This is a genomic window from Undibacterium sp. RuRC25W (genome assembly GCF_049339825.1).
Taxonomy (GTDB): Bacteria; Pseudomonadota; Gammaproteobacteria; order Burkholderiales; family Burkholderiaceae_D; genus Undibacterium.
Window position 1 is genome coordinate 25,579 of sequence record NZ_JBMPPD010000026.1, and the last position, 26,213, is coordinate 51,791.

Below are 26,213 nucleotides of genomic sequence, written 5' to 3' on the forward strand. Positions count from 1 at the left end.
TAGATCGTTCAGTGGACTGTCGTTCTAGGACAACCGGTAGTGCTGTCAATCAAGCTACTATCAGAAATAATGCTGTACCTATAAAAAAATCAATTAAAAATAATCACTTCGATGGAGACAAAAAATGGATGTACAGCTATACCTACCCTTGATTGGTATTCCCATCATCGTATTAGGCTTCGCTCTGCGCTTTAATCCCTTGATGGTCGTTACGCTTGCTGGTCTTGTTACGGGGCTGGCGGTGGGGATGGATTTTGGTGCGTTGCTTGAGACGTTTGGCGAGAAATTTTTAAATAGCCGTCAGTTGTCGAGTTCGATTCTTATTTTGCCTATCATCGGTTTGTTAGAGCATTATGGCTTACGCGAGCGAGCGCAAGAATGGGTGCGTGGGATTCGTAGTGCGACGTCAGGCAGAATTCTGATGTTGTATTTTGTGGTTCGTGAGTTATCAGCCATGCTCGGATTGCTGAGTCTTGCCGGACAAGCGCAAACCGTAAGGCCCTTGCTCGTGCCGATGGCAGAAGGAGTGGCCCAACAAACCTACGGTGACTTACCACCTGAATTAAGGGACAAAATCGCAGCGCATGCTGCCGCCTGTGACAATATCGCGCTATTTTTTGGTGAGGACGTGTTCATTGCATTTGGTGCTGTGTTATTAATGACCACCTTCTTGAAAGAAAATGGTGTCGGCCAGATTGAGCCCTTAACGGTCGGCTTGTGGGGATTGCCGACGGCAATTGCCGCGCTATTGATTCATCTTGTACGACTGTCGCGTCTCGACGCCCGAATCGCTGCTGAAGCCAATGCATGGCGTAATGCGCAACAAGCGATGAAGAAAGCGAGCGCGTGATGAATAGCATTTTTAATATCCATCTCGTTTTTTACGTCATTGGATTTATTTTATTGCTCGTCGCTGGTTTGACTTGGCGCGATGTATCCAATCCCAAACGCTGGGCGACGGGCTTTTTCTGGCTTTTGTTCAGTAGTAGTTTCTTGTTGGGTGACCTGATGGTCGCACAACTCGGAAAACCGCTCGCCTATCGTATCAACGGTGTGATTGTTTTATTGCTGGCACTGATTGCCGGATTTAATTTTCTGGGCGTAGGCAAGCATCGTTTTGTTGCTACACCGGCTTTTAAGGAAAAGCTCAACAAAATCGGCATGAAGATTTTTTTACCTGCCTTGTCCATTCCGCTGCTGACCGTGATTCTGACCTTATTCGGTAAAACGATACAGATCGGTGACTGGTATTTATTTGATCAAAGTAATCTGACGCTGGCTGCACTGATTTTGGCCTGTCTTTGTGCGTTAGCTTTTTCTTGCTTTGTCACCGGGGGGACACCGTTGCAAGCGGTGCGTGAATCACGTCGTTTGATCGATGCCCTCGGTTGGGCGCTGGTGTTGCCGCAATTACTGGCTATGCTGGGTGGTGTATTTGTCGCTGCACATACGGGACAGGCGATTCAGCATGGGGTCAGTATGCTGGTGAACCCGGAAAGTCGTTTAGGGCTGGTCATCGCCTACTGTGTTGGTATGGCAGTCATGACCATGATTATGGGCAATGGCTTTGCCGCTTTTCCGATAATGACCGCGGGTATCGCGTTACCCTTTTTAATTATCGGTCAACATGCTAATCCGGCTGCGGTGGTGGCGATTGGGATGTTCTCTGGCTATTGCGGCACCTTAATGACACCGATGGCGGCGAACTACAATATCGTGCCTGCTGCGTTACTGGAACTGAAAGATAAATATCTGGTGATTAAAACGCAGATACCAACGGCATTGCTCGTGCTGGCTTGCAACGTTTTATTAATGTATTTTCTGGCCTTTCCTCACTGAATTTGAGAATGATTGATGCGTAAAATCTTATTAACCGGCTTCGCACCGTTTGGCGCAGAGACGACGAACCCTTCCTGGGATGCCGTTGTGATGCTCGATGACAGTATGCTGGAGGGCACTCACATTATCAGTGTGCAATTGCCCTGTGAATTTGATGTAAGTCTAGCGGTGTTAGAAAAAGCGATTGAGCAGCACCGGCCAGAAATCGTTCTTTGTTTGGGGCAGGCTGGTGGTCGTGCTGATATGACGGTGGAGCGTGTCGCGATTAACATCAATGATGCTCGGATCCCCGATAATGGCGGACGGCAACCGATCGATACGCCGGTCGCAGAACAGGGCCCGGTCGGATATTTTAGTACCTTGCCCATCAAGGCACTTGTGCAGGCTTTACGGGACAAGGGCATTCCCGCCTCGGTGTCGCATACAGCAGGAACGTATGTGTGCAACCACGTCTTTTACGGCCTGATGCATATGCTTTCCCGCTATCCACAGGTGAGAGCTGCAGGCTTTGTGCACGTTCCTTATTCCCCTGATCAGGCGGCAGCCTATCCCGGTACGGCGAGCATGGCGATCTCTACCATGACTGAAGCCATTCGCGTCATGATCACGATCACCTTACGTACGACACAGGATTTACGTATCTCAGGCGGTATCACCCACTAAATTGCATGATGCATTGGAGAAATTGATCTGGTTGTTTGAATATCAGTGACTTGTCTATTTGACAGGAATACAATGACCCATGTGGCGATGCTGCTGTTTTTCTAACATCAGTTTATTGACCTTCGCAGGGCTAATGGCATTGGTTTGCCGATGAGAGAAATACCATGTTCCTTCTTCTATTTTTGATTTTGATTTTTGTCCTCGCTGGTTTTCGGGTTGCTAATCAATATCAGCGTGGTGTTGTGTTCCGACTTGGTAAATTACAAGGTATACGCGGTCCAGGGTTGTACTGGCTGATCCCCGCATTTGAATGGCAGAAAATGGTCGATCTGCGTACCATTACGACCTCGGTTGATCAGCAAGAAACGATCACCAAAGATAATGTGCCGGTCAAAGTGACAGTTGTGATTTGGTATTCCGTCACTGATCCTATCAAGTCAGTCATCGAAGTACAAGATGTGGGCGGTGCCGTGGTACAGGTTGCCTTAACATCCATGCGAAACGTAATCGGTCGCCATACGCTCGATGATGTTTTGAAAGAGCAAGAGCGTCTGGGCACCGACATGCGTCGCGTCATCGATACCGCAACCGAACCTTGGGGTGTCAAAGTGACCCGAGTCGAGATGCGAAATGTTGAAATTCCTGAGTCCATGCAACGGGCGATGGCGCAGGAGGCCGAGGCATTGCGTGAAAAACGTGCCCGTATTATTAAAGCCGAGGCCGAACTGGAAGCTGCTCTCAAGTTGCGTGAAGCTGCCGGGCTAATTATGGAAAATCCTGCCGGTCTCGAATTGCGGCGTATGCAAATGATTACCGAGGTCGGTGCGGAACAGAATACAACCACGATTATTATGATGCCCAGCGAATTTGTTTCGATGGCGAAAGGTATTGCGGACTGGACTGCAAGTGCTGAGGCAAAAGCAGTTAAACAAAAAATCACTGAAAACTGATTAACGGACAGTGCGAGTGGGGATCGCGATGAAATGACGTAGCAATCGAGATTGATTCGTAACGATCTGCCCGTTTTTCAAAAAATGGAATTCTTTGTAAGAACTACGTGGCGTTTCCGACGAAATCACACATTGTCGTTGATTGTGTGATGTTGTCCTCTGATATGGTTGCCTAATATTGCTGTCAGATATTATTTTTTGACGTTGTTATCTTAGGTTGATGAAGTCATGCAATTCCCTTTATGGAATGGCAATGATCCTCATACTGCTCAGGAGCACAACATGGTACAGGCGATAGATCCTTCATCTTCAGCAAGCGGAGCACCTGCGATCTCATTAGCATCGATATCGACGACGAGCGCTCCCGCTGCCACTGCTGGTGCGCTGCAAGCGCAACTTGAGCAGTATCAGCGGCAGCTTTCCGATTGCGTTAATTGCAGTTCGGCTTCCACGCCTGAAGGTAAGCAGGAAATTGTTGAAATATCAAGAAAAATAAGTGGTCTCAAGCATGTCATCGAGGCTAGTCATAGTAAAGCAGCCTCTGCATCACCATTACCCCAGGTTGAGCAAACCACATTGGCAGAAAAGGCTCCCTCGACGCTGCCTCATCCTGGGTTCCATGCGACTGGCGTCAATAGTGTCCATCAAGGATTCCAGTCAGTTCACAATCAATACAGCTCTGATGCCGCCAAGCCGGTCGTTGCGGCCAATCTGACGCTTGGCGTGAATGTGGATGTCTATTCGTAGAATTTGATATGCTGAATTTCTGAGTGGCAATAATTTTGCAACGTCTGAAGCCATACTACTGGTTTTTTTGTGTCTTCTGATAGCGCCATGAAGGGACGTGTTTTGGGTGCATGCTCAACTGTGGATATCTTGTGTATATCCTGTGCATATGCCTATCGAAACTGTGGATAAATAGGTGGGTAAGCTTGTGTGTAAGCTGTCAAAATCAGCTGCTAACCTAATAACGCTGCCACTCTTGCGATCCTATCGTCGGGGTTACATCAAACCTGACACTTTCCCCTTGTCATTATTTCGTCCATAGAAGCCTTTTTCTCAGGATGCAAAAAAGAGTGCACGCAGCAACCAACTGAGACAACATTCATATTCCCTCCCGTTAAGTAACGAAATATAATCATTTTTATGACAGTTTTTAACAAACATATTGAAAATGAAATAAAAAGCCTTACTATACGTCATCATATGGTCATAATTTTGTTTTGATGAAATGAGCAAGAGTTCATTGAAGTGAGATGCTGGCGGTTAATTTGCAGCGAGTTGTTAGCTACCGATATCTATTCGTTGATCAGTTGTCGTTGGACGATTCTTGCAAATCCGGTTGGTTGAAAAATGACGAAAACCGGTTCACAACACGGAGGGAACATCTGCAATGAAGAGAAGTTGGGAAGATCGTTTTGGGGCATCTGATTCATCAATACGCGCTGCACAAAAAGCCGCGAAAAAACAAAAAAAATACCGTTTTCATTGCTATGTACCGACACGCAAAGAAGTCGCGACTCTCAGCGCAGAACTGCTGAGCCCACTCCTGATTGGCTGGATGTGTAACAGTGCCATGGAAGTGATGCCGTCTACAACACAAATCCTGGATGTGATCGACATTTTAGGTCAACGGCAGGACGCGACGCAGTTCTCGCGGCTGGTGAGTATGTGTCACAATTATGTTCGTGGCGACTAGGTGTCAAAATCACACGGTCGCTGATCATGACACTTAATTCTGGCCTTATTTAAATATAAAATAGCCAATGCTTTGGCGTACAAAGTTACGCTGAGCCATCATCTGATAACACCTCATCTATTTTAGAGAATTCACTCCGTTCATAATTTGGCTAAATTCTATTGCGCGCGCTGAATTTCTCCTTCAAACTCCTGCAATTATTGGGAAAACATCGTTAAATACAAGCATTATTACCATCAGTAACCGAGACTGTTGTGATCTGTTTGTATAAAGCTGGGGGCTGTAACGATCTCGACCAAGCCTGTGGATTACCCGCATGAACACATGGCGGGTTTTTTATTGACTTTATTGCATTCATTGTACTCACACATTCATGAACACTCTTATCTGGTTCGTTATTCTGTATTGGGTTATCTCGGTCGGTATTGGCTTGTATGCCGCACGCTACGTGAATAACTCTAAGGACTATGCCGTTGCCGGTCGTTCTCTGCCAATGTACGTCGTTACTGCGACGGTGTTTGCAACGTGGTTTGGTTCTGAAGCGGTGCTGGGGATTTCGTCGACGTTTGTTAAAGAGGGCTTTAAAGGCGTGGTCGCGGATCCGTTTGGTTCTTCGCTGTGTCTGGTACTGGTGGGGCTGTTTTTTGCCAAGCCCCTGTACCGCATGAATTTGCTGACGATTGGCGACTACTACAGAAACAAGTTTGGACGAATTGTTGAGGTCCTGGTGACGCTATGTATTGTGGTCTCCTATCTTGGATGGGTTGCCGCTCAGATTAAAGCACTGGGCCTGGTGTTTAATGTGGTCTCAGGTGGCTACATCGAAATGAATACCGGCATGATCATTGGCGCAGCCAGCGTGCTGATTTATACCCTCATGGGGGGGATGTGGTCTGTCGCGATCACCGACTTTTTGCAAATGATCATCATTGTTGTCGGCATGATTTACATCGGCTGGGAAGTGTCCGGCATGGTTGGTGGTGCTGGCGCAGTGATCTCACATGCGGCAAACGCGGGAAAATTTGAATTCTGGCCCAAACCCGAAGGGCGTGAGATGCTGTGGTTCTTCGCCGCGTGGATTACGATGATGCTAGGCTCGATCCCACAGCAAGACGTGTTTCAGCGCGTTGCTTCGTCTAAAAATGAAAAAATTGCCGGAAGTGCATCGATTTTGGGTGGTGTGTTGTATTTCTGTTTTGCCTTTATCCCGATGTTCCTTGCCTATTCAGCGACCCTGATTGATCCAGCAATGGTGGATAGTTTGATTGATAAAGACTCGCAACTAATTTTACCAACGCTGATTATGACCAAGGTGCCGATGTTGGCGCAGGTAATGTTTTTTGGCGCGTTGTTGTCTGCGATTAAGAGTTGCGCCAGTGCAACTTTGTTGGCACCGTCGGTGACTTTTTCTGAAAATATCTTAAAACCGTTCTTTCCGCAGCAGTCTGATAAACAATTTTTACGCATGATGCGTGCTGTAGTGCTTGTTTTTACTGCAATAGTGACCATGTTCGCTATGAATACTGAATCGAGTATTTATAAAATGGTAGAAAACGCGTACAAAATTACCTTGGTCGCAGCTTTCGTGCCGCTCGCCTTTGGATTGTATTGGAAGCGTTCTACGGCCCAGGGTGGTCTGGTTTCGATTATTGTCGGGGTCGCCTCTTGGATTTTGTTAGAAGTCGTTGCACCAGAAGGTTACTGGCCGCCACAATTAGTCGGTTTGCTGATGAGTGCGGTAGGGATGGTTGTGGGCTCATTGTTGCCACAATATTCACGAAAAACTCATGTCGCCTGATAAAGCTTTTGATGCAATGCGCAAATCCTGATTGAAAACCTTTATAATTCAGGGTTTTATCAGTTTTTTTAGGGCGAGAGTATGCCGATTTACGCTTACCGTTGTGACGATTGTGGTTTTGCTAAAGATGTACTGCAAAAAATTTCCGACGAGCCTTTGACTCAATGCCCGTCGTGTGGCAAGGCGGCATTTAAGAAGCAGATTACTGCTGCAGGCTTTCAGTTGAAAGGCTCTGGTTGGTATGTGACTGACTTCCGTGGCGGATCCGGCTCGGCAGCAACGACCGGTACCCCCGCACCTGCCGTTAGTGCGGCAGATAGCACGAGCGCACCGGCTGCGGCGTCGACGACACCGGTGTCATCCACTCCAGTGTCATCTACACCTGCCGCAAGTGCAGATTAAAACAGGTCTCCAATCAATGCGATTCACTTACCAAAGAACTCATCATCATGCGTAAATACTTTATCACTGGCTTGTTGATTCTGGTCCCTTTGGCAATTACGCTGTGGGTGCTGCATGCGGTGATCAGCACGATGGATCAGTCCTTGCTTTTGTTACCACCAGAATGGCGACCCGAGCAATTAGTGGGTTTTCAGTTCCTTGGTCTTGGGACCATACTGACTTTGTTGATTATTTTTGTGACTGGTTTGCTGGCGCAAAACTTTATCGGCAATTATGTTGTAAAAATCTGGGAAGCACTGTTGAATCGTATTCCTATTGTGAATTCGATCTACTCCAGTGTAAAGCAAGTTTCTGACACCTTGTTTTCGTCGTCAGGCAATGCGTTCCGAAAAGCGGTCCTGATTGAGTATCCACGTCATGGCTCCTGGACTATCGGGTTTCTGACGGGTGTTCCTGGCGGCGACGTCGTGAACCATCTGAAGGGCGAGTATGTTAGCGTGTATGTGCCAACGACACCGAACCCGACGTCTGGCTTCTTTTTGATGGTGCCAAAAAATGAAGCGATCGAGCTCGATATGAGTGTCGATGCCGCACTGAAATATATTGTTTCCATGGGCGTGGTGGCTCCCGAGCATCTCCCACCAAAATAATTGACAGGTTGATTTATCCAATTGATCCTCTCAAACCATTTTTAATTTTGAATACAGACAGGTAAGAAATATGTCCATGCGTACCCATTACTGCGGCCTCACTACTGAGGAATTACTCGGCCAAACCGTCAGCCTGTGCGGCTGGGTGCATCGCCGTCGTGACCACGGCGGTGTGATTTTTATTGATCTGCGTGATCGTGAAGGTCTGGTACAGGTTGTTTGTGACCCGGATCGTGCAGACGTGTTTGCTGCTGCTGAGTCCGTCCGTAATGAATTCTGCTTGCGTATCACTGGTCTGGTGCGTGCGCGTCCAGAAGGTACTGGCAATGCTAACCTGAAGTCCGGCAAAATCGAAGTGCTCGCGCACAATGTTGAAATTCTCAACGCTTCTGTCACGCCACCGTTCCAGTTAGATGACGACAATCTGTCAGAAACAACACGCCTGACACACCGCGTACTTGATCTGCGTCGCCCACAAATGCAGAACAACTTGCGTTTGCGTTACAAAGTAGCGATGGAGGTGCGTAAGTTCCTCGATGCGAATGGCTTTATCGATATCGAAACACCGATGTTGACTAAATCCACCCCAGAAGGCGCACGTGACTATCTGGTGCCTTCACGCGTCAATGCGGGTGAATTCTTTGCGTTGCCACAATCGCCACAGTTGTTCAAACAATTGTTGATGGTGGCTAACTTTGACCGTTACTACCAAATCACCAAATGCTTCCGCGATGAAGATTTGCGTGCTGACCGTCAGCCAGAATTTACTCAAATCGATTGCGAAACTTCGTTCATGTCTGAACAAGAAATCCGCGATATGTTTGAAGGCATGATTCGTCTGGTATTCAAAAATACACTCGATATCGACTTACCAAATCCGTTCCCAGTGATGGATTTCGCTGAGGCAATGGGCTTGTACGGCTCCGATAAACCAGATATGCGCGTGAAGTTGCAATTCACTGAGTTGACTGACGTGATGAAAGATGTTGACTTCAAAGTCTTCTCTGGCGCAGCGAATATGGTCAATGGTCGCGTGGTGGGTATGCGTGTACCAGGTGGCTCCAACATGCCACGTTCAGAAATTGATGCCTACACGCAATTTGTCGCGATCTACGGCGCTAAAGGTCTGGCTTACATCAAAGTCAATGAACTGGCCAAAGGCCGTGATGGCTTGCAATCACCTATCGTGAAAAACATCCACGATGCGGCATTGGCTCAAATCTTGGAAAAAACAGGCGCGCAAGATGGCGATCTGATTTTCTTTGGTGCAGATAAGGCAAAAGTGGTCAACGACGCGATCGGTGCGTTGCGCGTGAAGATCGGTCACAGCGAATTTGGTAAAGCGAATGGTTTGTTCGAAGACGCCTGGCGTCCATTGTGGGTGATTGACTTCCCAATGTTTGAACACGACGAAGAAAATGATCGTTGGTCTGCAACGCATCATCCGTTCACCGCACCAAAAGACGGTCATGAAGATCTGATGGAAACTGATCCAGGTAAGTGTATTGCTAAAGCTTACGACATGGTATTGAACGGCTGGGAACTCGGTGGCGGTTCAGTCCGTATTCACCGTGCTGATGTGCAGAGCAAAGTGTTCCGTGCATTGAAGATCAGTGATGATGACGCGCAATTGAAATTTGGTTTCTTGCTGGATGCATTGCAATATGGCGCGCCTCCACATGGCGGTCTGGCATTTGGTCTGGATCGTATCGTGACGATGATGACAGGTGCTGAGTCCATCCGTGACGTGATCGCGTTCCCGAAAACACAACGTGCTCAATGCTTGCTGACACAGGCACCGTCGGCTGTTGACGAAAAACAGTTACGTGAGTTACATATTCGCTTGCGTGCCACTGAGCCAGTAATCAAAGGCTAATTAGCATCGTCACGTCTCGATGAAAAAGCGAAGCTGCGGCTTCGCTTTTTTTTACTCAGACTCTAACAGCGATCATTTTTGCGATCATAGGTGCGCTCTCGCACAGACAACGTTCATGTTTGCCCAAAGCCTATCAGCTTGCCTACACGGTTCGTATCCGAAAGCTGCGATGCAGCAACGAAAATAACGTTAAATTGAGTGACATCAAAGGAAATAATGTTACTAAGTGCAACAAAGAAACCTATAATGAAATCACTAAAACGATAACGTTATTGAGGAGACACGATGAAACAATTGACACTGATCTACCAGGTTGCCGCAGCTCTTGCCTTGTCTACACTGAGCTGTTCCACAGTGTTAGCAGCTGATCATGGAACCGAAGCTGAAGCGCAAGAAATGGTTAAAAAGGCGGTGGCACTGGTGAAGTCCGCAGGTCCCGAAAAAGCCTATAAAGTGTTTACTGAACATCCAGACGGTGCGTTTAAAGAAAAAGATTTGTACGTGTTTGCCTATAGTTTTGACGGTACTTGCGTCGCTCAGGGAGCGACGGCAAAAATGGTCGGTAAGAACTTGATAACCATGAAAGATGTCGACGGCAATGCTTTTATCAAAGGAATGATTGATATGGTCAAGACCTCTTCCAAAGGATGGTATGGCCCTTATAAGTTTAGCAATCCTGCTAATCAGAGTTACGAGCTGAAAAAATCTTACTGCGAACGCGGTGCGGGAGACACAATGGTATGTGTTGGTACGTATTTCGAAAAATAATTTTCGGTATCGAAGCGCTGTTCTGAAACCTGCTGAAGGCACATCTCAGCAGGTTTTTTTATATGCGACAAAAAGCGTGAATTGATTACTTGATTAACGGGTAGGATTGTACCTAATCATGACACCTTGAGATCAAAAAAAGTGAAACAGATAAAGGCGCTAAAATAGCAATCTATACGAACTGTTCTGTGTGATCTGAAAATGCCTGCTTATAAAATTCCTGAATCTGTTCTTGTTGTTATTTATACTCCTCAATTTGATGTTTTATTACTGGAGCGCGCGGATAAACCAGGTTTCTGGCAATCAGTCACCGGATCGAAAGATAGTCCTGACGAAGACTTACGCGAGACAGCGATTCGCGAGGTTCAGGAAGAAACTGGCATTGATGCACGTCAGTTTTTGTTGAATGATTGGCAGACATCAAACATCTATGAAATTTATCCAGTGTGGCGCCATCGTTATGCGCCCGGTGTGACACATAATACGGAGCATGTCTTTGGTTTATGTGTCAGTTCGACATTAACAGTCAAGCTAGCACCCCGTGAACACTTGCAATACCAATGGTTGCCATTGACTGAAGCTGCTGACAAGTGTTTCTCTGCCTCGAATGCCGAAGCGATATTGCAATTGCCCAACCGGTTCTGAGTCATTTTTAATGATTGGATCAATGTGTGAAACTCAGGATCGCGACATATAACATGCACAAAGGTGTCAGTGCGTTTGGGCACCAAGCTCGAATTCATGGCATGAAAGAAGCGATTGCCGGACTGAATGCCGATTTGGTGTTTCTGCAGGAAGTCCAAGGACGGCATGACGAAAACGCCAAGAGGCACTCATCATGGCCTGAGGCGGGCCATCACGAGTTTCTCGCCGGTGATACGCATCACGTCGCGTATGGCATGAATGCTGTTTATGAACATGGACACCATGGCAATGCGCTATTGAGTCGTTATCCCATTACCTCATTGATTAACCATGATGTCTCAGATCATGCTTATGAACAGCGCGGCATATTGCACGCTGTTGTGCAAGTGAATACGGTCGCAGTACATTGTTTTGTCATTCATTTGGGTTTATTTGCTGCAAGTCGACGCCGTCAGGTACAAGCCTTAATTCAAACGATTGTCAGGGATACGCCATCAGAGGCGCCCTTGATTATTGCCGGAGATTTTAACGACTGGAACCAGCGTCTGAGCACGACGCTCTATGAGCATCTGGGGGTTGTGGAAGCTTTTGATGTGATCAATAATGAGACAAAAAAATCGGCGATGCGTCGCACATTCAGTGATTATTTTGTTTCACTACGTCGTTCTCATGCACGAACTTTTCCAGCGCAGTTTCCGTGGTTGTGTCTTGATCGTGTTTATCTCCGTGGTTTTCAGGTTGAACAAGCCGTTGTATTAAAAGACGAGCCTTGGTATTCATTATCGGATCACGTACCCATTCTCGTTTGTCTGGATATTCCCGATTTGCCGGCTTAACGTATGCGAAAACTTTACTACATTGATGGTAACGATGTGCAATTGTTGCATTGTGGCGGTGAGTATTTTTCTACATTGATTCGAGCGATAGAGAGCGCAGAGCGCGAAATTTATCTCGAAACCTATTTATTTTCTCAAGACGATACGGCGATTTCAGTCCGAGAAGCGTTAATCGCAGCTGCTGCACGTAAAGTTGTCGTGCGTGTTGTCATCGATTGGCTAGGTAGTGGTCGGCGGCAAGCGCAAGAGGTGACGCGCGCATTGCAGGCACGTGGCGTGCAGTGCCGTTGCTTCAATCCTTGGTTCTGGCGGGGGCTGGCGCGTACACACAGAAAAATCGCTGTAATTGATCAGCAGGTTGCAATCGTCGGCGGTTTAAATATTATTGATGATTATATTTCTGACGACGGTTGGGAGCACACACTACCTTTCCCGCGTTGGGACTTTGCTGTTCATATTCAGGGACCTCTGGTAGCACACGTTCATTTGGAAGTGGAAGCGCAATGGCGAAAAACCGGACGTCTGGGATTATTGTCACGCATCGCATTGTTACGTGATTTACAAAAAGCGTCGCCGGTCGTCGGTACCGCATTAAGCCGCGCTGCTTTAATTGTTCGTGATAACTTGCGTAATCGATCCAGCATACAGAAAGCGTACTTACATGCCTTGGGCAATGCCCGTCACCAGGCGATTTTGGCCACACCTTATTTTGCGCCAGGCAGAAAATTCAGGAGTGCGCTAATTGCGGCCGCATCGCGGGGGGTCGATGTAGTTTTATTGATTGGCGTTGGACAATTTGTTTTGCAAGACGCTGTTGCGCACTCCTACTATCCCAAGCTGCTGCAGTATGGCGTCAGGCTAGTCGAATACCGTAAGACACAGTTACATGCGAAGGTTGCCGTGATCGACGATGATTGGGCGACAGTTGGATCAAGCAATTTTGACGGGTTAAGTTTATTCGTCAATCACGAAGCCAACGTCGTTATTCAGGATAAAGTGTTTGCCCGTAAATTAACCGCCGAACTTCAGCGTGGTATTGCTGATGGGGTAGAGGTAAGGCTAGAAGATTATGTGAATCAGGCTTGGTATAAGCGTACCTGGTACGGCATTGCTTATCTGGTATATCGAGCACTCATGCGGCTGGTGACTTTAGGTAGTTATGGCTGACAGTCCGGATGTTTTTCGTGGCGACTGAGGGGAGCGGCGATTTTGATGGTTTATTTATTCGTTATAAAAACGAATTAAATTACGCCCGTCGTCCTTCGCTTTATACATTGCCTGATCGGCCCATTTCATAATCTGCGATTCGCTGCTGTGTAAGGCATGAAACAGAACCGCACCAATGCTTGCGGAGCAGTGATGCTCAATATGTTCAGCTTTTCCATCGTAGTGAACAGGCAAAAAATACGGCGAGCCAATCGCATTTCGTATTTTTTCAGCGATCACTTGCGTTTGATTTTTGGAAGTTGCTTTTTCAGTGTAAAGTTCACTGATAATAATGACAAATTCATCTCCGCCAAAACGGGCGACAGTATCAATTTCTCTGACGCAGGATTTCAAACGATTCGCTACTTCGATTAATAGCAGATCCCCGACATCATGACCGAAATTATCATTTAATGGCTTGAAATTATCGAGGTCAATCATGAGTAGCGCCGCATGATTACCACTACGTTTTCCTGCCGCAATACTTTGCTCAATGCGATCATGTAATAAGCGGCGGTTTGGTAAATTAGTCAGAGGGTCATAGAAAGCGAGACGGTAAACATCGTTTTCCATTCGCTTGCGTTCGGTAATGTCTTTGATGGTTGCGATGTAATAGTTGGGTGTGCCGCTTTCGTCATTGATGCAAGATAGCGTCATGTTTGCCGGAAAGTAGCTACCATTTTTGCGTACCAAAGTGATTTCAATTTCACCTTCTGTCCCATGTTTAAGACGGTCAAGTAGCACAGCGATCGTCTCATTTTTTTCTTCACACCAATACGGAAGTCCTGCCTCCCGAGCTAGCAATTCTGTGCTGCTAAACCCAGTCATATTGCACAGTGCGGGATTCACTTCAAGGGCTTTGCCAGACTGATCCAAGACGGTAAAACCATCTTGCATTGAATTAATCAGCTTACGAGTAAAGGTCAGCGAGTCATGTAACTCTTCTTGCATGACTTTGAGCGCCGTCACGTTGTCATGAGAGACGATGATGCGGGTTGGATGCATTTCCTTTATTCGCGCCACACGAGCAATAAACCATCGATGCTCATCTTTGGAATGGTAAGGGTATTCAACTTCAAAATAATCACGGGTACCTGCCAGCACCTCGATTAATTGCACATAAAAAAGACCCGCTTGCGGATTTTTCGCCAGCGGTTCTTTTGTATTGGGACGACATAGATCGAGATAATTCATCTGCTTGATGACTCGTTCTGGATCACCACCATTCGCAATGAGGAAACTCATCCATGAGTTGTTCGCCAATACGACGATACCGTTTTCATCGAGTACGCAGATTTGTGCATTCAGACCAGCCAGAATCGAATGGAGAAATAGGTGCGAGCTTTCAAGTTCGCGCTCCATATTTTTTCTCATCGTAATATCGGTAACGTAGACCAATCGGCGTTGTTTGTTATCACTGCCCGTGACCATGGCAGACTCGCTGATAACATGTACGATCGTACCATCACGCCTGACTACCTGCCATTCGCCACCCAGGGTAGTTTCTGACCGCAAAAAACGTTGATGTAGCTCCAGAATCTCAGTCCGTACTTCTGGGCTAAAAATCATCGTGAAGGATTTGCCCTGCATATTCTCTTGCGTATACCCATAGATCTTGCAATACGCGTTATTCACTGCCTCATACGTACCGTCGAAATTGATCACAGCCATGCCAAGAGGGGACAGTTGCATGACTTCATCGAAGCACATCAGTGAGGTGCTGAGCGACCTAATCCGTGCGGCGTTGTCTTGCATGTTGACCCCAGGCATGAATGGCGGAGCTAAGTAGCGTGTTAGTTCTACCAGGAGAATCGCGTTTTTGATCTATTGATAATCAATATGGTAATGAATTTATAACTGACCATTCATTTATCTTGCTTAAGATATGTAATTTGTTATCAAAAGAGTCATTTTAAGACTAAATGCAAAGTAAATCTGAATCGTACCAAGCGTACTTGTATAAAAGGAGATAAAGCGTTGATTGTAAAGAAATATTTTGTTGTGAATTTTACACATTGTTACAGTTTTTTTGGTTGTTTAGATGAGTTATCCCTTCGAGATGATCGAAAAAATTATTTTAACTATGTTCTTTCATAATGTGAAATTCAATGTTGCGTTGCAAAATGAATAGTCTGTAACTAATCTGCGCTAACTGCATAATTGCCTTGTAATTGGCTCTTGACTGCAATACATTGCTTCAAAATAGAATGAACGTGCAGAAATTCTCTGCCTTGATTTTTCAGAGACAGGACCGAGTGATTAGCGGTCTGAAAATCGACTGAATAAGTTAGCGAGTAATGTGAGCAAAATGAGCAACATCATTAAGACCGCCCGTATTGATAAATGGCTGTGGGCCGCCAGATTTTTTAAAACCCGGAGCATGGCAACGCATGCAGTTGATTTGGGAAGAGTTTTGCAAAATGAACAACGTGTTAAACCTGCACACGATGTCAAACCCGGCGATATGCTAGAAATCCATCACGGCGAACAGATCTGGGAAGTGCAGGTCATGCGCATACTGGATGTCCGTGGCTCCGCCACTGTCGCCCAAACGATGTATGAAGAAACAACAGTGAGCACTGCGCGTCGTCAGAAAGCTGCTGAAGATAGAAAATATTTTCGCGAGCCAACTGCTCATATTCAGGGGCGACCAACTAAGCGAGATAGGCGACAGTTGGATGCTACACGCGACTAAACGCTTCTACTTTACTTTTTAGTTGCAGATTTACGGTGATCGCTGGACTTGTTTTGTCCGTCCATGCTGCTGTTGTAATCTGACCCTGTATCTGGCTAGGTATTGTGAATACGAAATGGGTAGCTGTAAAACAAAGATGTATGAGCCGGACTTAAAAAAACGAACACTGGTCTGCTCTGAAAAAAGAAAGAACCGATCGCAGTTGATGACAATTTTTTTTGCCATTAGGAAAGCAATTGACATGGTTTTCCCCAATGAGAAATTTTCAAAGCAAATAGATACTCTCCTCTAATGGGCGAATCTGGTTTGACTTTTAATGCGCCGTAGCTAATAGTACGAGCGTTCGATTAATTCACTGGTTTGCATGACGTTAATGTGAACGTGAAGCATTTCAATATAGATACTGTAATATGAATATGACATCGAAATTTATGCGTAAAGGGGAATTGACCCGCGCAGCCATCCTGGATGTAGCACTCGACACTGCCAGTCGTGACGGCATCGAAGGACTCACTATAGGATTGTTGGCGGACAAGATGAACATGAGCAAGTCCGGCGTGTTTGCCCATTTTGGTTCGCGTGAAGACTTGCAGATTGAAGTGTTGAAGTTGTATCACCATCACTTTGAGCAAGAGGTGTTTTATCCAAGTATGAAAGAAGAACGTGGCTTACCACGTCTGCAATCGATGTTTGCGCTGTGGATCAAGCGCGTCACGGTAGAAATCGCCTCTGGCTGTATTTATATCAGCGGTGCTGCCGAATATGACGACAGACCAGGTCCTATCCGCGATGAACTTGTCGGTATGGTAAAAGCCTGGCAAGGGGCATTGCAACGCGCAGCAAGTCAGGCAATACAGCTTGGCCATTTGCGCCAAGGTGTGGACCCAGACCAGATTGTCTATGAAATGTATGGCTTGATACTGGCACTACACCATGATGCGCGCTTCTTGCGCAAACCAGGTAGCGTGGACCGGGCGCAGGTCGGTTTTGAACGAATGATCGAATGTTACGCGCCGGTCGTTGCCAGGTAAGGTAATTCCGTCGTCAGTTATGAATTTTTTGAAACATCTGTTTCCACATCTAGTTTAACTTTGCCGTCAGGAGAAAATCATGGGTCAATATATCGCTCCATTGCGTGATATGCAGTTCGTGTTGCATGAATTATTAAATGTTGAATCGGAACTTAAGCAATTGCCTAAGCATGCTGACACCGATGCTGACATCATCAACCAAATTCTGGAAGAAGGCGGCAAATTCACTTCCGAAGTCTTATTCCCATTGAATCACTCTGGTGACCGCGAAGGCTGCCACCACGACAAAAGTAACCATACTGTTACGACCCCAAAAGGCTTTAAAGAAGCCTACAAACAATACGTTGAAGCTGGCTGGCCTGCATTGTCTTGCGATCCGGATTTTGGTGGACAAGGCTTGCCATTGGTCGTGAATAATTCATTCTATGAAATGATGAACTCTGCCAACCAGGCATGGACCATGTACCCAGGCTTGTCCCACGGTGCTTACGAATGTATCCATGAACATGGTACTGACGAACAAAAAGCGTTGTACTTGCCAAAACTGATCTCCGGTGAATGGACAGGCACAATGTGTCTGACTGAGCCACATTGTGGTACTGATCTTGGCTTGCTGCGTTCGAAAGCCGAACCACAAGAAGACGGTTCGTACAAAATCAACGGCGCGAAGATTTTCATCTCCGCGGGTGAGCATGATATGTCCCACAATATCGTCCATCTGGTGCTGGCTCGTTTGCCAGGCGCGCCAGAGGGCTCGAAAGGTATTTCTCTGTTCATCGTTCCTAAGTTCCTGCCAAATGCAGATGGAACGAACGGTGCACGTAACCCGATTTTCTGCGGTGCGATCGAAGAAAAAATGGGTATCCATGGCAATTCTACTTGCCAGATGAATCTGGACGGCGCAACCGGCTGGTTGATTGGTGGCCCACATAAAGGCTTGAACGCGATGTTCGTGTTCATGAACGCGGCACGTCTGGGCGTTGGTATGCAAGGTCTGGGTTTGACTGAAGTGGCTTACCAAAACGCGCTGGTCTATGCAAAAGACCGTATCCAGATGCGCAGCCTGTCTGGTCCTAAAGCGCCAGAAAAAGCAGCTGATCCGATTATCGTTCACGCTGACGTGCGTCGCATGTTGTTGACGGCGAAAGCGTACGCTGAAGGTGCTCGTGCTTTCTGTTCCTACGTTGCTCTGCAACTCGATAAAGAACTGAATCATCCTGACGAACAAGTACGTAAAGAGTGCGCCGATGAAGTCGCGTTGCTGACACCAGTCATCAAAGCCTTCATCACTGATAATGCATGGACAGCGACATCTGAATGTCTGCAAGTCTACGGCGGCCACGGCTTTATCGCTGAATGGGGCATGGAGCAATACGTACGTGACGCGCGTATCAACATGATCTACGAAGGTACTAACACGATCCAGTCCTTAGATCTGTTGGGTCGTAAGGTCCTGATGGACAACGGTGCAAAACTGCGTAAATTCGGTGCGAAAGTACAAGCTTTCGTTGAAGCGAACGGTACCAACGAAGCGATGTCTGAATTCGTGACACCATTGGCCGAACTGGGCGATAAAGTCACTAAGCTGACGATGGAAATTGGCATGAAAGCATTCCAGAATCCAGACGAAGTGGGTGCGGCTGCTGTTCCTTACCTGCGCGTTGTTGGTCATCTGGTTTATAGCTACTTCTTTGCTCAAATGGCAAAACTGGCACTTGAAAAAGAATCTTCTGGCGACACCTTCTACAAGGCAAAATTAGCAACAACACGTTTCTACTTTGCCCGTTTGTACCCAGAAACAGCGATGTTGATTCGTCAGGCACGTTCTGGCTCCGCCAATTTGCTGTCTCTCGAAGCTGATTTGTTCTGATGTAAGTAACCGGAGGGTGTGCTTGCACACCTTCACTCTCGGACTGGCAGGGCGGCGCGTGGCGCCCCCTGAAGTGAGAGACTAAAACAAGGAAAAGCCATGACCAATTTCATCGTTAAAAAAGTCGCCGTGCTCGGCGCCGGTGTGATGGGTGCGCAAATTGCAGCGCATTGCATTAACGCCAAAGTACCTGTTGTCTTGTTTGATCTGCCAGCAAAAGAAGGCCCAAAAAACGGTATCGTTTTGCGCGCAATTGAAAATCTGAAAAAACTCAATCCAGCACCGCTCGGTAACAAAGAAGACGCGGCGCTGATTGAAGTTGCCAATTACGAAGACAACCTCGACGTGCTCGCTGGTTGCGATCTGATCATTGAAGCCATTGCAGAACGCATGGACTGGAAACATGATCTGTACAAAAAAGTGGCTCCGCACATCGCTCCAAACGCGATTTTTGCGTCGAACACCTCCGGTTTATCTATCACTGCCTTGTCTGAAGGTTTTGATGCAGAATTAAAAGCACGCTTTTGTGGCGTCCACTTCTTCAACCCACCACGCTACATGCACTTGGTTGAGTTGATCCCAACTGTGGCAACACGTCCAGAAATCATCGATCAACTCGAAGGGTTCCTGACGACTTCGTTGGGTAAAGGCGTTGTCCGCGCCAAAGACACTCCAAACTTCATCGCGAACCGCGTTGGTATTTTTGGTATGCTGGCAACAATCTACGAAGCTGAAAAATTCGGCCTCACGGTGGACGTTGTTGATGATCTGACAGGTAAAAAACTGGGCCGTGCATCCTCTGGTACCTTCCGTACCGCAGACGTTGTTGGTCTCGATACCATGGGTCATGTGATCAAAACCATGCAAGACAATCTGGCGGACGATCCATTCTTCGCAGTCTACAAAACACCAGAAGTGTTGGCAAAACTGGTTGCTGCTGGTGCGCTCGGTTCTAAGACTGGTGCTGGCTTTTACAAAAAAGTAGGTAAAGATATTCAGCGTCTGGACTTCGCGACAGCACAATACGTCACTGGCGGCGCAAAAGCTGACGACGTCGTTGCACGTATGCTGAAAGAAAAAGACCCAATCAAGAAAATGAAAACCTTGCGTGAATCGACTCACGTACAAGCGCAATTCTTGTGGGCGATTTTCCGTGATGCGTTCCATTACATCGCAGTTCACGCTGCAACGATTGCTGATAACGCACGTGACATCGACTTCGCAATGCGTTGGGGCTTTGGCTGGAATGTTGGCCCGTTCGAAACATGGCAGGCATCTGGCTGGGCAGAAGTCGCTAACTGGGTCAAAGAAGATATCGACGCTGGTAAAGCATTGTGCAGCACACCGTTGCCAAGCTGGGTATTTGAAGGCCCAGTAGCGCAACATGCTGGCGTACATACATCAGCTGGTTCTTGGTCAGCAAGTCAATCGACATTTGTGCCACGCTCCACACTGGCAGTGTATGACCGTCAGGCATTCCGTGCGCCAGTACTGGGTACAGGCGAAGCAACTGGCGCCAATGCTGGTACAACGTTCTTTGAAGATGAGTCCGTCCGTATCTGGCATCAAGGTACTGAAACACAACGTGATGACGTGCTGATTCTGTCCCTGAAAACGAAGATGCACGTAATTGGCCCTGGCGTGATCGAAGGCATGGAAAAAGCGATTGCCGAAGCCGAGAAAAATTACAAAGGTCTGGTCATCTGGAGTGCAGATGCAGCGGATGGTGGCGCATTCTCTGCTGGCGCTGACTTACAAGCGATGTTGCCATTGTTTATGTCCGGTGGTGTAAAAGCAATTGAACCAGCCATCGCCCGTCTGCAAAACGCGCATCAGGGATTGAAATATGCAAATATCCCAGTAGTGGCAGCTGTTTCTGGTCTGGCCTTGGGCGGCGGTTGCGAATTGTTGATGCACGCAGCAAAACGCGTCGCATCGATCGAATCCTACATTGGTCTGGTCGAAGTGGGTGTTGGTCTGGTTCCTGGCGGTGGTGGCTTGAAGGAAGCAGCAGTTCGTGCGGCAGCCGATGCCAAAGGTACTGACTTGTTGCAATTCCTGAAAAACTACTTCACCAACGCAGCAACGGCAGCCGTATCCAAGTCTGCGCTTGAAGCGAAAAAAATGGGTTACTTGTCTGAGAACGATGTGATTGTATTTAATCCATACGAACTGTTACATGTAGCGAAAGTAGAAGCGCGCGCGATGTTTGACGCTGGTTATCGTGCACCAATGAAGAAACTCGTGCCTGTGACTGGTCGTCATGGTATCGCGACGATTTCTGCGCAGTTAATCAACATGCGTGACGGTGGCTTTATCTCTGCACATGACTATAAACTCGGCAAGATGATTGCAGAAGTTGTTTGCGGTGGCGACATCGACAACGGTAGTCTGGTCAGCGAACAATGGTTGCTCGACATGGAGCGTAAAGCGTTTATGGAATTGCTGAATCATCCAAAAACACAAGAGCGCATTATGGGCATGATGCAAACTGGCAAGCCAGTACGTAACTAATCGGAGTACATAACATGACTAAACAACTTCAAGACGCGTATATCGTCTCTGCTACTCGTACACCGATCGGTAAATCTGGTCGCGGTATGTTCCGCAACACACGCCCAGATGATTTGCTGGTACGTGTCATGCAATCAGCGCTGGCACAAGTGCCTAATCTCGATCCTAAGCTGGTTGAAGACGCGATCATTGGTTGTTCTTTCCCAGAAGGTGCACAAGGTCTGAATCTGGCACGCATGGGCATACTGCTCGCTGGTCTGCCAAATACTATCGGCGGCGTGACAATCAATCGTTATTGCGCATCCGGTATCACTGCTGTGGCGATGGCTGCTGATCGTATCCGTGTTGGTCAGGCTGACGTGATGATCGCCGGTGGCGTTGAGTCCATGTCCATGGTACCAATGATGGGTAGTAACCCATCGATGAACATGGCCATCCTCCAAGATGAAAATGTTGGTATGGCTTACGGCATGGGTTTGACTGCTGAAAAAGTCGCGCAACAATGGAAAGTATCCCGTGAAGCACAAGATGCGTTTGCTCTGCAGTCGCACCAACGTGCTATCGCAGCACAAAATGCTGGCTATTTCGATGCGGAGACAACGTCTGTCGATATCATTGATCGCGTTCCGAATTTGCTCACTGGTGAAATCGAACTCAAAACACGCACAGTGAGCCGCGATGAAGGCGCACGTCCAGATACGTCTTTAGAGGGCCTAGCGAAGCTCAAAGCCGTGTTTGCTGCCAAAGGTAGCGTGACAGCGGGTAACAGTTCACAAACCTCTGACGGCGCTGGTGCATTGATACTGGTTAGTGAAAAAATTCTGAAGCAATTCAATCTGACACCGTTGGCACGTTTTGCTTCTTTTGCTGTTCGTGGCGTTCCACCAGAAATCATGGGCATCGGTCCTAAAGAAGCGATCCCAGCGGCATGCCGTGCAGCAGGTATCACGCAAGACCAGATCGACTGGTTTGAGCTGAACGAAGCGTTTGCTGCTCAGTCACTGGCAGTGGTACAAGATCTGGGTCTGGATCCAGCCAAAGTCAACCCAATGGGTGGCGCGATTGCGCTGGGTCACCCACTCGGCGCAACAGGTGCAATTCGTTCCGCAACGACAATCCACGCGTTACATCGCAACAACCTGAAATACGGTATGGTGACGATGTGCGTTGGTACTGGTATGGGTGCAGCAGGTATTTTCGAACGTATGTAATTCGTTTGGGAATGTAAAGCGTTCTATCCATTAAAAACCGCACAAGATCTTTGTGCGGTTTTTTTACAAATCAGCCCCAGCGTACGTTGCTCTGTGACGCGCTACAATAGGGCGTGTTTTAAGAACTAGTGTTTACTATAAGAAAAGAGACAACCATGACAGATATCCTGACCCACAAAGAAAACGGTGTTCTGACGATCAGCTTTAATCGTCCTGAAAAGAAAAACGCCATTACTGCCGCGATGTATCAGACCATGGCCGATGCATTGCGCGATGCCGAGAACGATGCGTCTGTACGAGCGATTTTGATTACTGGCAAACCAGAAATCTTCACTGCAGGAAATGATCTCGACGATTTCATGAAAAACGCAGGCAGCTTAGCCAAAATTGACAGCGTTCCTCCCGTCTACCAATTCATGCAAGCGCTGAATGATTCCGGTAAGCCAGTCATCGCTGCGGTATCCGGTGCTGCAGTCGGTATCGGTACAACCTTGTTGATGCATTGTGATCTGATTTATTTGGCTGATAATGCGAAATTGTCGATGCCATTTACTCAGTTAGGCTTATGCCCTGAGTTTGCCTCCAGCTTGGTATTTCAACAAATCGTCGGTTATCAACGTGCAGCAGAAAAACTGATGCTGGGTGAAGCGTTCAGTGCACAAGAAGCATTTGACATGGGCTTTGTGAATAAAGTGTTGCCATTAGAAGAATTGTTACCGTACGCGCAGCAAGTTGCCGCTAAAATCGTCGCATTGCCTGCGGCATCCATCCGCACGACAAAACGTCTCATGAAAGGCGCGCAACCACAAGCGATCGTGACTAAAATGGCCGAAGAAAATCAGTATTTTGCAGCGATGCTCAATGCGCCAGAAGCGAAAGAAGCATTTATGGCATTCTTCCAGAAGCGGAAGCCGGATTTCAGTCAATTTAATTGATAACGAGCTCAGGAAAAGGAGAAAACTAACGTTTTTTTATTTCTGGACAGGGAAATTACCAACAAAAAGGTCGACGATGCGTCGGCCTTTTTTGTTTTGAAGCCTTAAAAATACCTATTTTTTATTCATGTATTGATAGAATTAAGAGCGTCAATGGTTTATAGGTACTGATTCTTGGCTTCTTAGTTGCTCCACTATAAACTAATCCCATTTAAAAAAACGTCAGATAACGAGGATCACATCTGATTTTGTCGTTCTCGGTATCGATTCACTCTTCGGGGTAAGTATTTTTTATCGCTTATCGTATCATCTGCTACGCAGTCAGACGTGAAATGGGTGACGTATTCTGACGAAGGTCACGGTTGGCGCGTATAAAAATAAAGTCGACTTCTGGACCCGTGTTGAAAAGTTCCTGCAAAAAATAGAGGTCAACCTTAAGCTAATCACCGCTGCCAGAGCCAATACGAGATGAAAAGAAAAATTAAAATAGTGCTTCCAACGACAAAACCTCGCAACCCGCTCGCGTTGGCTGCGAGGATGCGGAATGCAGGTGCGCATGAAGCTTTGCATCCGCAACGTGCAGAACGCAGAAAAGCGCGCCAGAGTCTGCGCAAAAATGGATTTCGGGATCCATTGAGCTATCGCGATGATGATATATAAGGCTTTATTCACATAAGTAGTATTCAAATCAAGATCAGCTCCGCTGATCGATTGAATGTCATGGTATGTCATTTGCTACTGACGCGTCCTTTTTGCTCGGGAATGGTATTGTGGAGTTCCCTGAAGATACGCAGTTGCATCCTGTATTTTCTGCGCACGTACCGCTAAGTCAGGTGGTTTATTGATTGCCTTTGTGTGAATAATTTGATCATAAAAAAAGCGCCTGAGTGGCGCTTTTTTTGTTCATTATTGGAACGTGATTTATTTCCCAGCAGTTTTGGCTTGTTCACGGATCGTTTCCAGGCTCGCCCCCGGTGTGATCAGGTTGCCGTCGTAACGCAATTCAATCAATGCCGGAAGTTGCTGTTCGCGGCTGAACTGCAACGCGCGTTCAAGCGCCGGAGCAAATTCAGCCGTCGTCAGAACAGTTTCACCATTCGCACCATACGCACGCGCTAAGGCAGCGAAATCAGGATTGTGTAATTCTGTACCTGATACACGTGCCGGAAATTCGCGTTCCTGATGCATGCGAATGGTACCGTACATGCCATTGTTAAAAACGATAATGACAACGCCGGCGTGGTATTGGACAGCTGTGGCTAACTCCTGTCCGTTCATCATGTACTCACCATCGCCGGCAAAGGTAATAACGGTACGTTGTGGATCAATAATTTTTGCGGCTACACCGGAAGGGACGCTATAACCCATGGCGCCGGAGGTAGGCGCTAATTGCGTGCGAAAACCGCCGTAACGGAAATAGCGATGTGCCCACGTGGCATAGTTACCTGCACCGTTCGTAATGATGGTGTCAGCCGGTGTCAGGTGCATGATGTCCTGCACGACTTGCCATAAATTGAGTGGTGCCTTTTCTTTTGCAAATATAGCGGGCTCGGTTTGCCATGCTAATAAATCTGCTTTCGCTTCAGCGACGGTATGCTGCCAAGGATGAGTCGTATCTATCGCTTTCATACCGACGAGTGCTTCAGCAAATTCTTTCATGCCACTATTGATCATCAGATCTGCTTGATATACACGTCCTAATTCCAAGGCATCGCTGTGAATGTGAATCAGCTTTTGTTTTGGTACGGGTGCTTCAAGGACCGTGTAACCGCCCGTTGTCATCTCACCTAAGCGTGGGCCCATGGCGATAACTACATCGGCGTCTTTGATTCTTTGTGCGAGTTTTGGATTAATGCCAATCCCAACGTCGCCAATGTAGTTGGGATGCGCATTATCGATCAAATCCTGGAAGCGGAACGCGCAAGCTAATGGCAAGTGATTGCGGGTCGCAAAGTCGCGGATATTGTCTGTCGCAGTTTGGTCCCAGCCACTGCCTCCGATCAGCAATAGCGGACGCTGCGCTGCTGCTAGCATTGCGCTGAACTGTGCCAATTGCTGCGGTGATGCCGACGCTTGTACTGGTGTGTAATGGCGGGTGTCTACTACATCAACCACTTGTGCCAGCATGTCTTCTGGCAACGCCAGGACCACTGGCCCAGGGCGCCCACTGGTAGCAACCTGGAACGCGCGCGCAATATACTCCGGAACACGATCAGCTCGATCAATTTGTGCAACCCATTTTGCCATCTGTCCGAACATACGGCGATAGTCTATTTCCTGAAACGCTTCACGTTCGACAAAATCATTCCCCACCTGACCAATGAATAAAATCATTGGGGTTGAATCCTGATAGGCGGTGTGAACGCCGATGGAAGCATTGGTTGCCCCAGGACCTCGTGTGACAAAGCAAATGCCTGGCTTACCCGTCATCTTTCCGTAGGCATCCGCCATAAACGCAGCACCACCCTCCTGACGATTGATGATGAAACGAATCGGACTGTCATGCAGCGCATCTAGTACAGGGAGATAGCTTTCTCCGGGAACACCAAAAATAGTATCGACACCATGGATTTGTAATGCATCGACAATAAGCTGACCACCTGAACGAGAATTCGACATGATAGT

The 26,213-nt window shown here is 47.3% G+C and carries 22 protein-coding genes; 20 read left to right on the forward strand and 2 right to left on the reverse strand.

What is annotated here, in order from left to right; all coding sequences use genetic code 11:
* Positions 1-124: 124 nt before the first annotated feature.
* From ACO0KV_RS12700 to ACO0KV_RS12765, 14 genes are all read left to right on the forward strand, one after another.
* Positions 125-850, forward strand: coding sequence for a DUF969 domain-containing protein (locus tag ACO0KV_RS12700; protein ID WP_423042900.1), 726 nt, complete (start codon positions 125-127; stop codon positions 848-850).
* Positions 850-1,839 (forward strand): DUF979 domain-containing protein, encoded by a 990-nt coding sequence (locus tag ACO0KV_RS12705; protein ID WP_423042901.1) that lies wholly within the window; start codon positions 850-852, stop codon positions 1,837-1,839. Before ACO0KV_RS12700 ends, ACO0KV_RS12705 begins: the two co-directional genes overlap by 1 nt.
* Before the next feature lie 15 nt (positions 1,840-1,854).
* Positions 1,855-2,502: a pyroglutamyl-peptidase I gene (gene pcp / locus ACO0KV_RS12710; RefSeq protein WP_423042902.1), complete on the forward strand. Its 648-nt coding sequence runs from the start codon at positions 1,855-1,857 to the stop codon at positions 2,500-2,502.
* Between the two features lie 164 nt (positions 2,503-2,666).
* Positions 2,667-3,452, forward strand: a complete 786-nt coding sequence (locus ACO0KV_RS12715) for a slipin family protein (protein ID WP_423042903.1) — start codon at positions 2,667-2,669, stop codon at positions 3,450-3,452.
* 228 nt (positions 3,453-3,680) lie between these two features.
* The gene (locus tag ACO0KV_RS12720; RefSeq protein WP_423042904.1) at positions 3,681-4,199 is read left to right on the forward strand and encodes a hypothetical protein; all 519 of its coding nucleotides are present in this window, start codon (positions 3,681-3,683) and stop codon (positions 4,197-4,199) included.
* A gap of 646 nt (positions 4,200-4,845) precedes the next feature.
* Positions 4,846-5,151, forward strand: coding sequence for a hypothetical protein (locus ACO0KV_RS12725; RefSeq protein ID WP_423042905.1), 306 nt, complete (start codon positions 4,846-4,848; stop codon positions 5,149-5,151).
* Between the two features lie 373 nt (positions 5,152-5,524).
* Positions 5,525-6,949, forward strand: coding sequence for a sodium:solute symporter family protein (locus ACO0KV_RS12730; RefSeq protein ID WP_423042906.1), 1,425 nt, complete (start codon positions 5,525-5,527; stop codon positions 6,947-6,949).
* Between the two features lie 81 nt (positions 6,950-7,030).
* Positions 7,031-7,351 (forward strand): FmdB family zinc ribbon protein, encoded by a 321-nt coding sequence (locus tag ACO0KV_RS12735; protein ID WP_423042907.1) that lies wholly within the window; start codon positions 7,031-7,033, stop codon positions 7,349-7,351.
* A gap of 47 nt (positions 7,352-7,398) precedes the next feature.
* Positions 7,399-8,001, forward strand: coding sequence for a DUF502 domain-containing protein (locus ACO0KV_RS12740; protein WP_423042908.1), 603 nt, complete (start codon positions 7,399-7,401; stop codon positions 7,999-8,001).
* Between the two features lie 70 nt (positions 8,002-8,071).
* The gene (aspS, locus tag ACO0KV_RS12745; protein WP_423042909.1) at positions 8,072-9,877 is read left to right on the forward strand and encodes an aspartate--tRNA ligase; all 1,806 of its coding nucleotides are present in this window, start codon (positions 8,072-8,074) and stop codon (positions 9,875-9,877) included.
* 285 nt (positions 9,878-10,162) lie between these two features.
* Positions 10,163-10,645 carry a cache domain-containing protein gene (locus tag ACO0KV_RS12750; protein ID WP_423042910.1) on the forward strand — a complete coding sequence of 161 codons (483 nt, stop codon included), beginning with the start codon at positions 10,163-10,165 and terminating at the stop codon, positions 10,643-10,645.
* A 201-nt stretch (positions 10,646-10,846) separates the two neighbouring features.
* Positions 10,847-11,290, forward strand: a complete 444-nt coding sequence (gene nudB / locus ACO0KV_RS12755) for a dihydroneopterin triphosphate diphosphatase (RefSeq protein WP_423042911.1) — start codon at positions 10,847-10,849, stop codon at positions 11,288-11,290.
* A gap of 26 nt (positions 11,291-11,316) precedes the next feature.
* Entirely contained in the window at positions 11,317-12,126 is an 810-nt protein-coding gene (locus ACO0KV_RS12760) for an endonuclease/exonuclease/phosphatase family protein (protein WP_423042912.1), read from the forward strand.
* A 3-nt stretch (positions 12,127-12,129) separates the two neighbouring features.
* Positions 12,130-13,293: a phospholipase D-like domain-containing protein gene (locus ACO0KV_RS12765; protein WP_423042913.1), complete on the forward strand. Its 1,164-nt coding sequence runs from the start codon at positions 12,130-12,132 to the stop codon at positions 13,291-13,293.
* A 54-nt stretch (positions 13,294-13,347) separates the two neighbouring features.
* Here the strand turns inward: ACO0KV_RS12765 and ACO0KV_RS12770 are convergent, their stop codons facing one another.
* Positions 13,348-15,087 carry a PAS domain S-box protein gene (locus ACO0KV_RS12770; RefSeq protein ID WP_423042914.1) on the reverse strand — a complete coding sequence of 580 codons (1,740 nt, stop codon included), beginning with the start codon at positions 15,085-15,087 and terminating at the stop codon, positions 13,348-13,350.
* A gap of 553 nt (positions 15,088-15,640) precedes the next feature.
* Between ACO0KV_RS12770 and ACO0KV_RS12775 the strand changes: the two genes are divergently transcribed.
* The 6 genes from ACO0KV_RS12775 (at position 15,641) to ACO0KV_RS12800 (ending at position 23,588) form a co-directional block, all read left to right on the forward strand.
* Complete coding sequence (locus ACO0KV_RS12775; RefSeq protein WP_423042915.1) at positions 15,641-16,027, forward strand: RNA-binding S4 domain-containing protein; 387 nt, start codon at positions 15,641-15,643, stop codon at positions 16,025-16,027.
* Between the two features lie 431 nt (positions 16,028-16,458).
* Positions 16,459-17,058 (forward strand): TetR/AcrR family transcriptional regulator, encoded by a 600-nt coding sequence (locus tag ACO0KV_RS12780; RefSeq protein WP_423042934.1) that lies wholly within the window; start codon positions 16,459-16,461, stop codon positions 17,056-17,058.
* A gap of 79 nt (positions 17,059-17,137) precedes the next feature.
* Positions 17,138-18,928 (forward strand): acyl-CoA dehydrogenase C-terminal domain-containing protein, encoded by a 1,791-nt coding sequence (locus ACO0KV_RS12785; protein WP_423042916.1) that lies wholly within the window; start codon positions 17,138-17,140, stop codon positions 18,926-18,928.
* A 99-nt stretch (positions 18,929-19,027) separates the two neighbouring features.
* Positions 19,028-21,442 carry a 3-hydroxyacyl-CoA dehydrogenase/enoyl-CoA hydratase family protein gene (locus ACO0KV_RS12790; RefSeq protein ID WP_423042917.1) on the forward strand — a complete coding sequence of 805 codons (2,415 nt, stop codon included), beginning with the start codon at positions 19,028-19,030 and terminating at the stop codon, positions 21,440-21,442.
* Positions 21,443-21,456: 14 nt separating this feature from the next.
* Complete coding sequence (locus ACO0KV_RS12795; RefSeq protein WP_423042918.1) at positions 21,457-22,653, forward strand: acetyl-CoA C-acyltransferase; 1,197 nt, start codon at positions 21,457-21,459, stop codon at positions 22,651-22,653.
* 155 nt (positions 22,654-22,808) lie between these two features.
* Positions 22,809-23,588, forward strand: coding sequence for an enoyl-CoA hydratase (locus tag ACO0KV_RS12800; protein ID WP_423042919.1), 780 nt, complete (start codon positions 22,809-22,811; stop codon positions 23,586-23,588).
* A 921-nt stretch (positions 23,589-24,509) separates the two neighbouring features.
* On the opposite strand, the gene ACO0KV_RS12805 is transcribed toward ACO0KV_RS12800, so the two are convergent.
* The gene (locus ACO0KV_RS12805) at positions 24,510-26,207 is read right to left on the reverse strand and encodes a thiamine pyrophosphate-binding protein (protein WP_423042920.1); all 1,698 of its coding nucleotides are present in this window, start codon (positions 26,205-26,207) and stop codon (positions 24,510-24,512) included.
* Between the last annotated feature and the right edge of the window lie 6 nt (positions 26,208-26,213).

Excerpts from the sequence above, each read along its gene's own strand:
- ACO0KV_RS12700 (WP_423042900.1), top strand. The coding sequence starts at position 125 with ATGGATGTACAGCTATACCTACCCTTGATTGGTATTCCCATCATCGTA.
- ACO0KV_RS12705 (WP_423042901.1), top strand. The coding sequence starts at position 850 with ATGAATAGCATTTTTAATATCCATCTCGTTTTTTACGTCATTGGATTT.
- pcp (WP_423042902.1), top strand. The coding sequence starts at position 1,855 with ATGCGTAAAATCTTATTAACCGGCTTCGCACCGTTTGGCGCAGAGACG.
- ACO0KV_RS12715 (WP_423042903.1), top strand. The coding sequence starts at position 2,667 with ATGTTCCTTCTTCTATTTTTGATTTTGATTTTTGTCCTCGCTGGTTTT.
- ACO0KV_RS12720 (WP_423042904.1), top strand. The coding sequence starts at position 3,681 with ATGCAATTCCCTTTATGGAATGGCAATGATCCTCATACTGCTCAGGAG.
- ACO0KV_RS12725 (WP_423042905.1), top strand. The coding sequence starts at position 4,846 with ATGAAGAGAAGTTGGGAAGATCGTTTTGGGGCATCTGATTCATCAATA.
- ACO0KV_RS12730 (WP_423042906.1), top strand. The coding sequence starts at position 5,525 with ATGAACACTCTTATCTGGTTCGTTATTCTGTATTGGGTTATCTCGGTC.
- ACO0KV_RS12735 (WP_423042907.1), top strand. The coding sequence starts at position 7,031 with ATGCCGATTTACGCTTACCGTTGTGACGATTGTGGTTTTGCTAAAGAT.
- ACO0KV_RS12740 (WP_423042908.1), top strand. The coding sequence starts at position 7,399 with ATGCGTAAATACTTTATCACTGGCTTGTTGATTCTGGTCCCTTTGGCA.
- aspS (WP_423042909.1), top strand. The coding sequence starts at position 8,072 with ATGTCCATGCGTACCCATTACTGCGGCCTCACTACTGAGGAATTACTC.
- ACO0KV_RS12750 (WP_423042910.1), top strand. The coding sequence starts at position 10,163 with ATGAAACAATTGACACTGATCTACCAGGTTGCCGCAGCTCTTGCCTTG.
- nudB (WP_423042911.1), top strand. The coding sequence starts at position 10,847 with ATGCCTGCTTATAAAATTCCTGAATCTGTTCTTGTTGTTATTTATACT.
- ACO0KV_RS12765 (WP_423042913.1), top strand. The coding sequence starts at position 12,130 with ATGCGAAAACTTTACTACATTGATGGTAACGATGTGCAATTGTTGCAT.
- ACO0KV_RS12770 (WP_423042914.1), bottom strand. The coding sequence starts at position 15,087 with ATGCAAGACAACGCCGCACGGATTAGGTCGCTCAGCACCTCACTGATG.
- ACO0KV_RS12775 (WP_423042915.1), top strand. The coding sequence starts at position 15,641 with ATGAGCAACATCATTAAGACCGCCCGTATTGATAAATGGCTGTGGGCC.
- ACO0KV_RS12780 (WP_423042934.1), top strand. The coding sequence starts at position 16,459 with ATGCGTAAAGGGGAATTGACCCGCGCAGCCATCCTGGATGTAGCACTC.
- ACO0KV_RS12785 (WP_423042916.1), top strand. The coding sequence starts at position 17,138 with ATGGGTCAATATATCGCTCCATTGCGTGATATGCAGTTCGTGTTGCAT.
- ACO0KV_RS12790 (WP_423042917.1), top strand. The coding sequence starts at position 19,028 with ATGACCAATTTCATCGTTAAAAAAGTCGCCGTGCTCGGCGCCGGTGTG.
- ACO0KV_RS12795 (WP_423042918.1), top strand. The coding sequence starts at position 21,457 with ATGACTAAACAACTTCAAGACGCGTATATCGTCTCTGCTACTCGTACA.
- ACO0KV_RS12800 (WP_423042919.1), top strand. The coding sequence starts at position 22,809 with ATGACAGATATCCTGACCCACAAAGAAAACGGTGTTCTGACGATCAGC.
- ACO0KV_RS12805 (WP_423042920.1), bottom strand. The coding sequence starts at position 26,207 with ATGTCGAATTCTCGTTCAGGTGGTCAGCTTATTGTCGATGCATTACAA.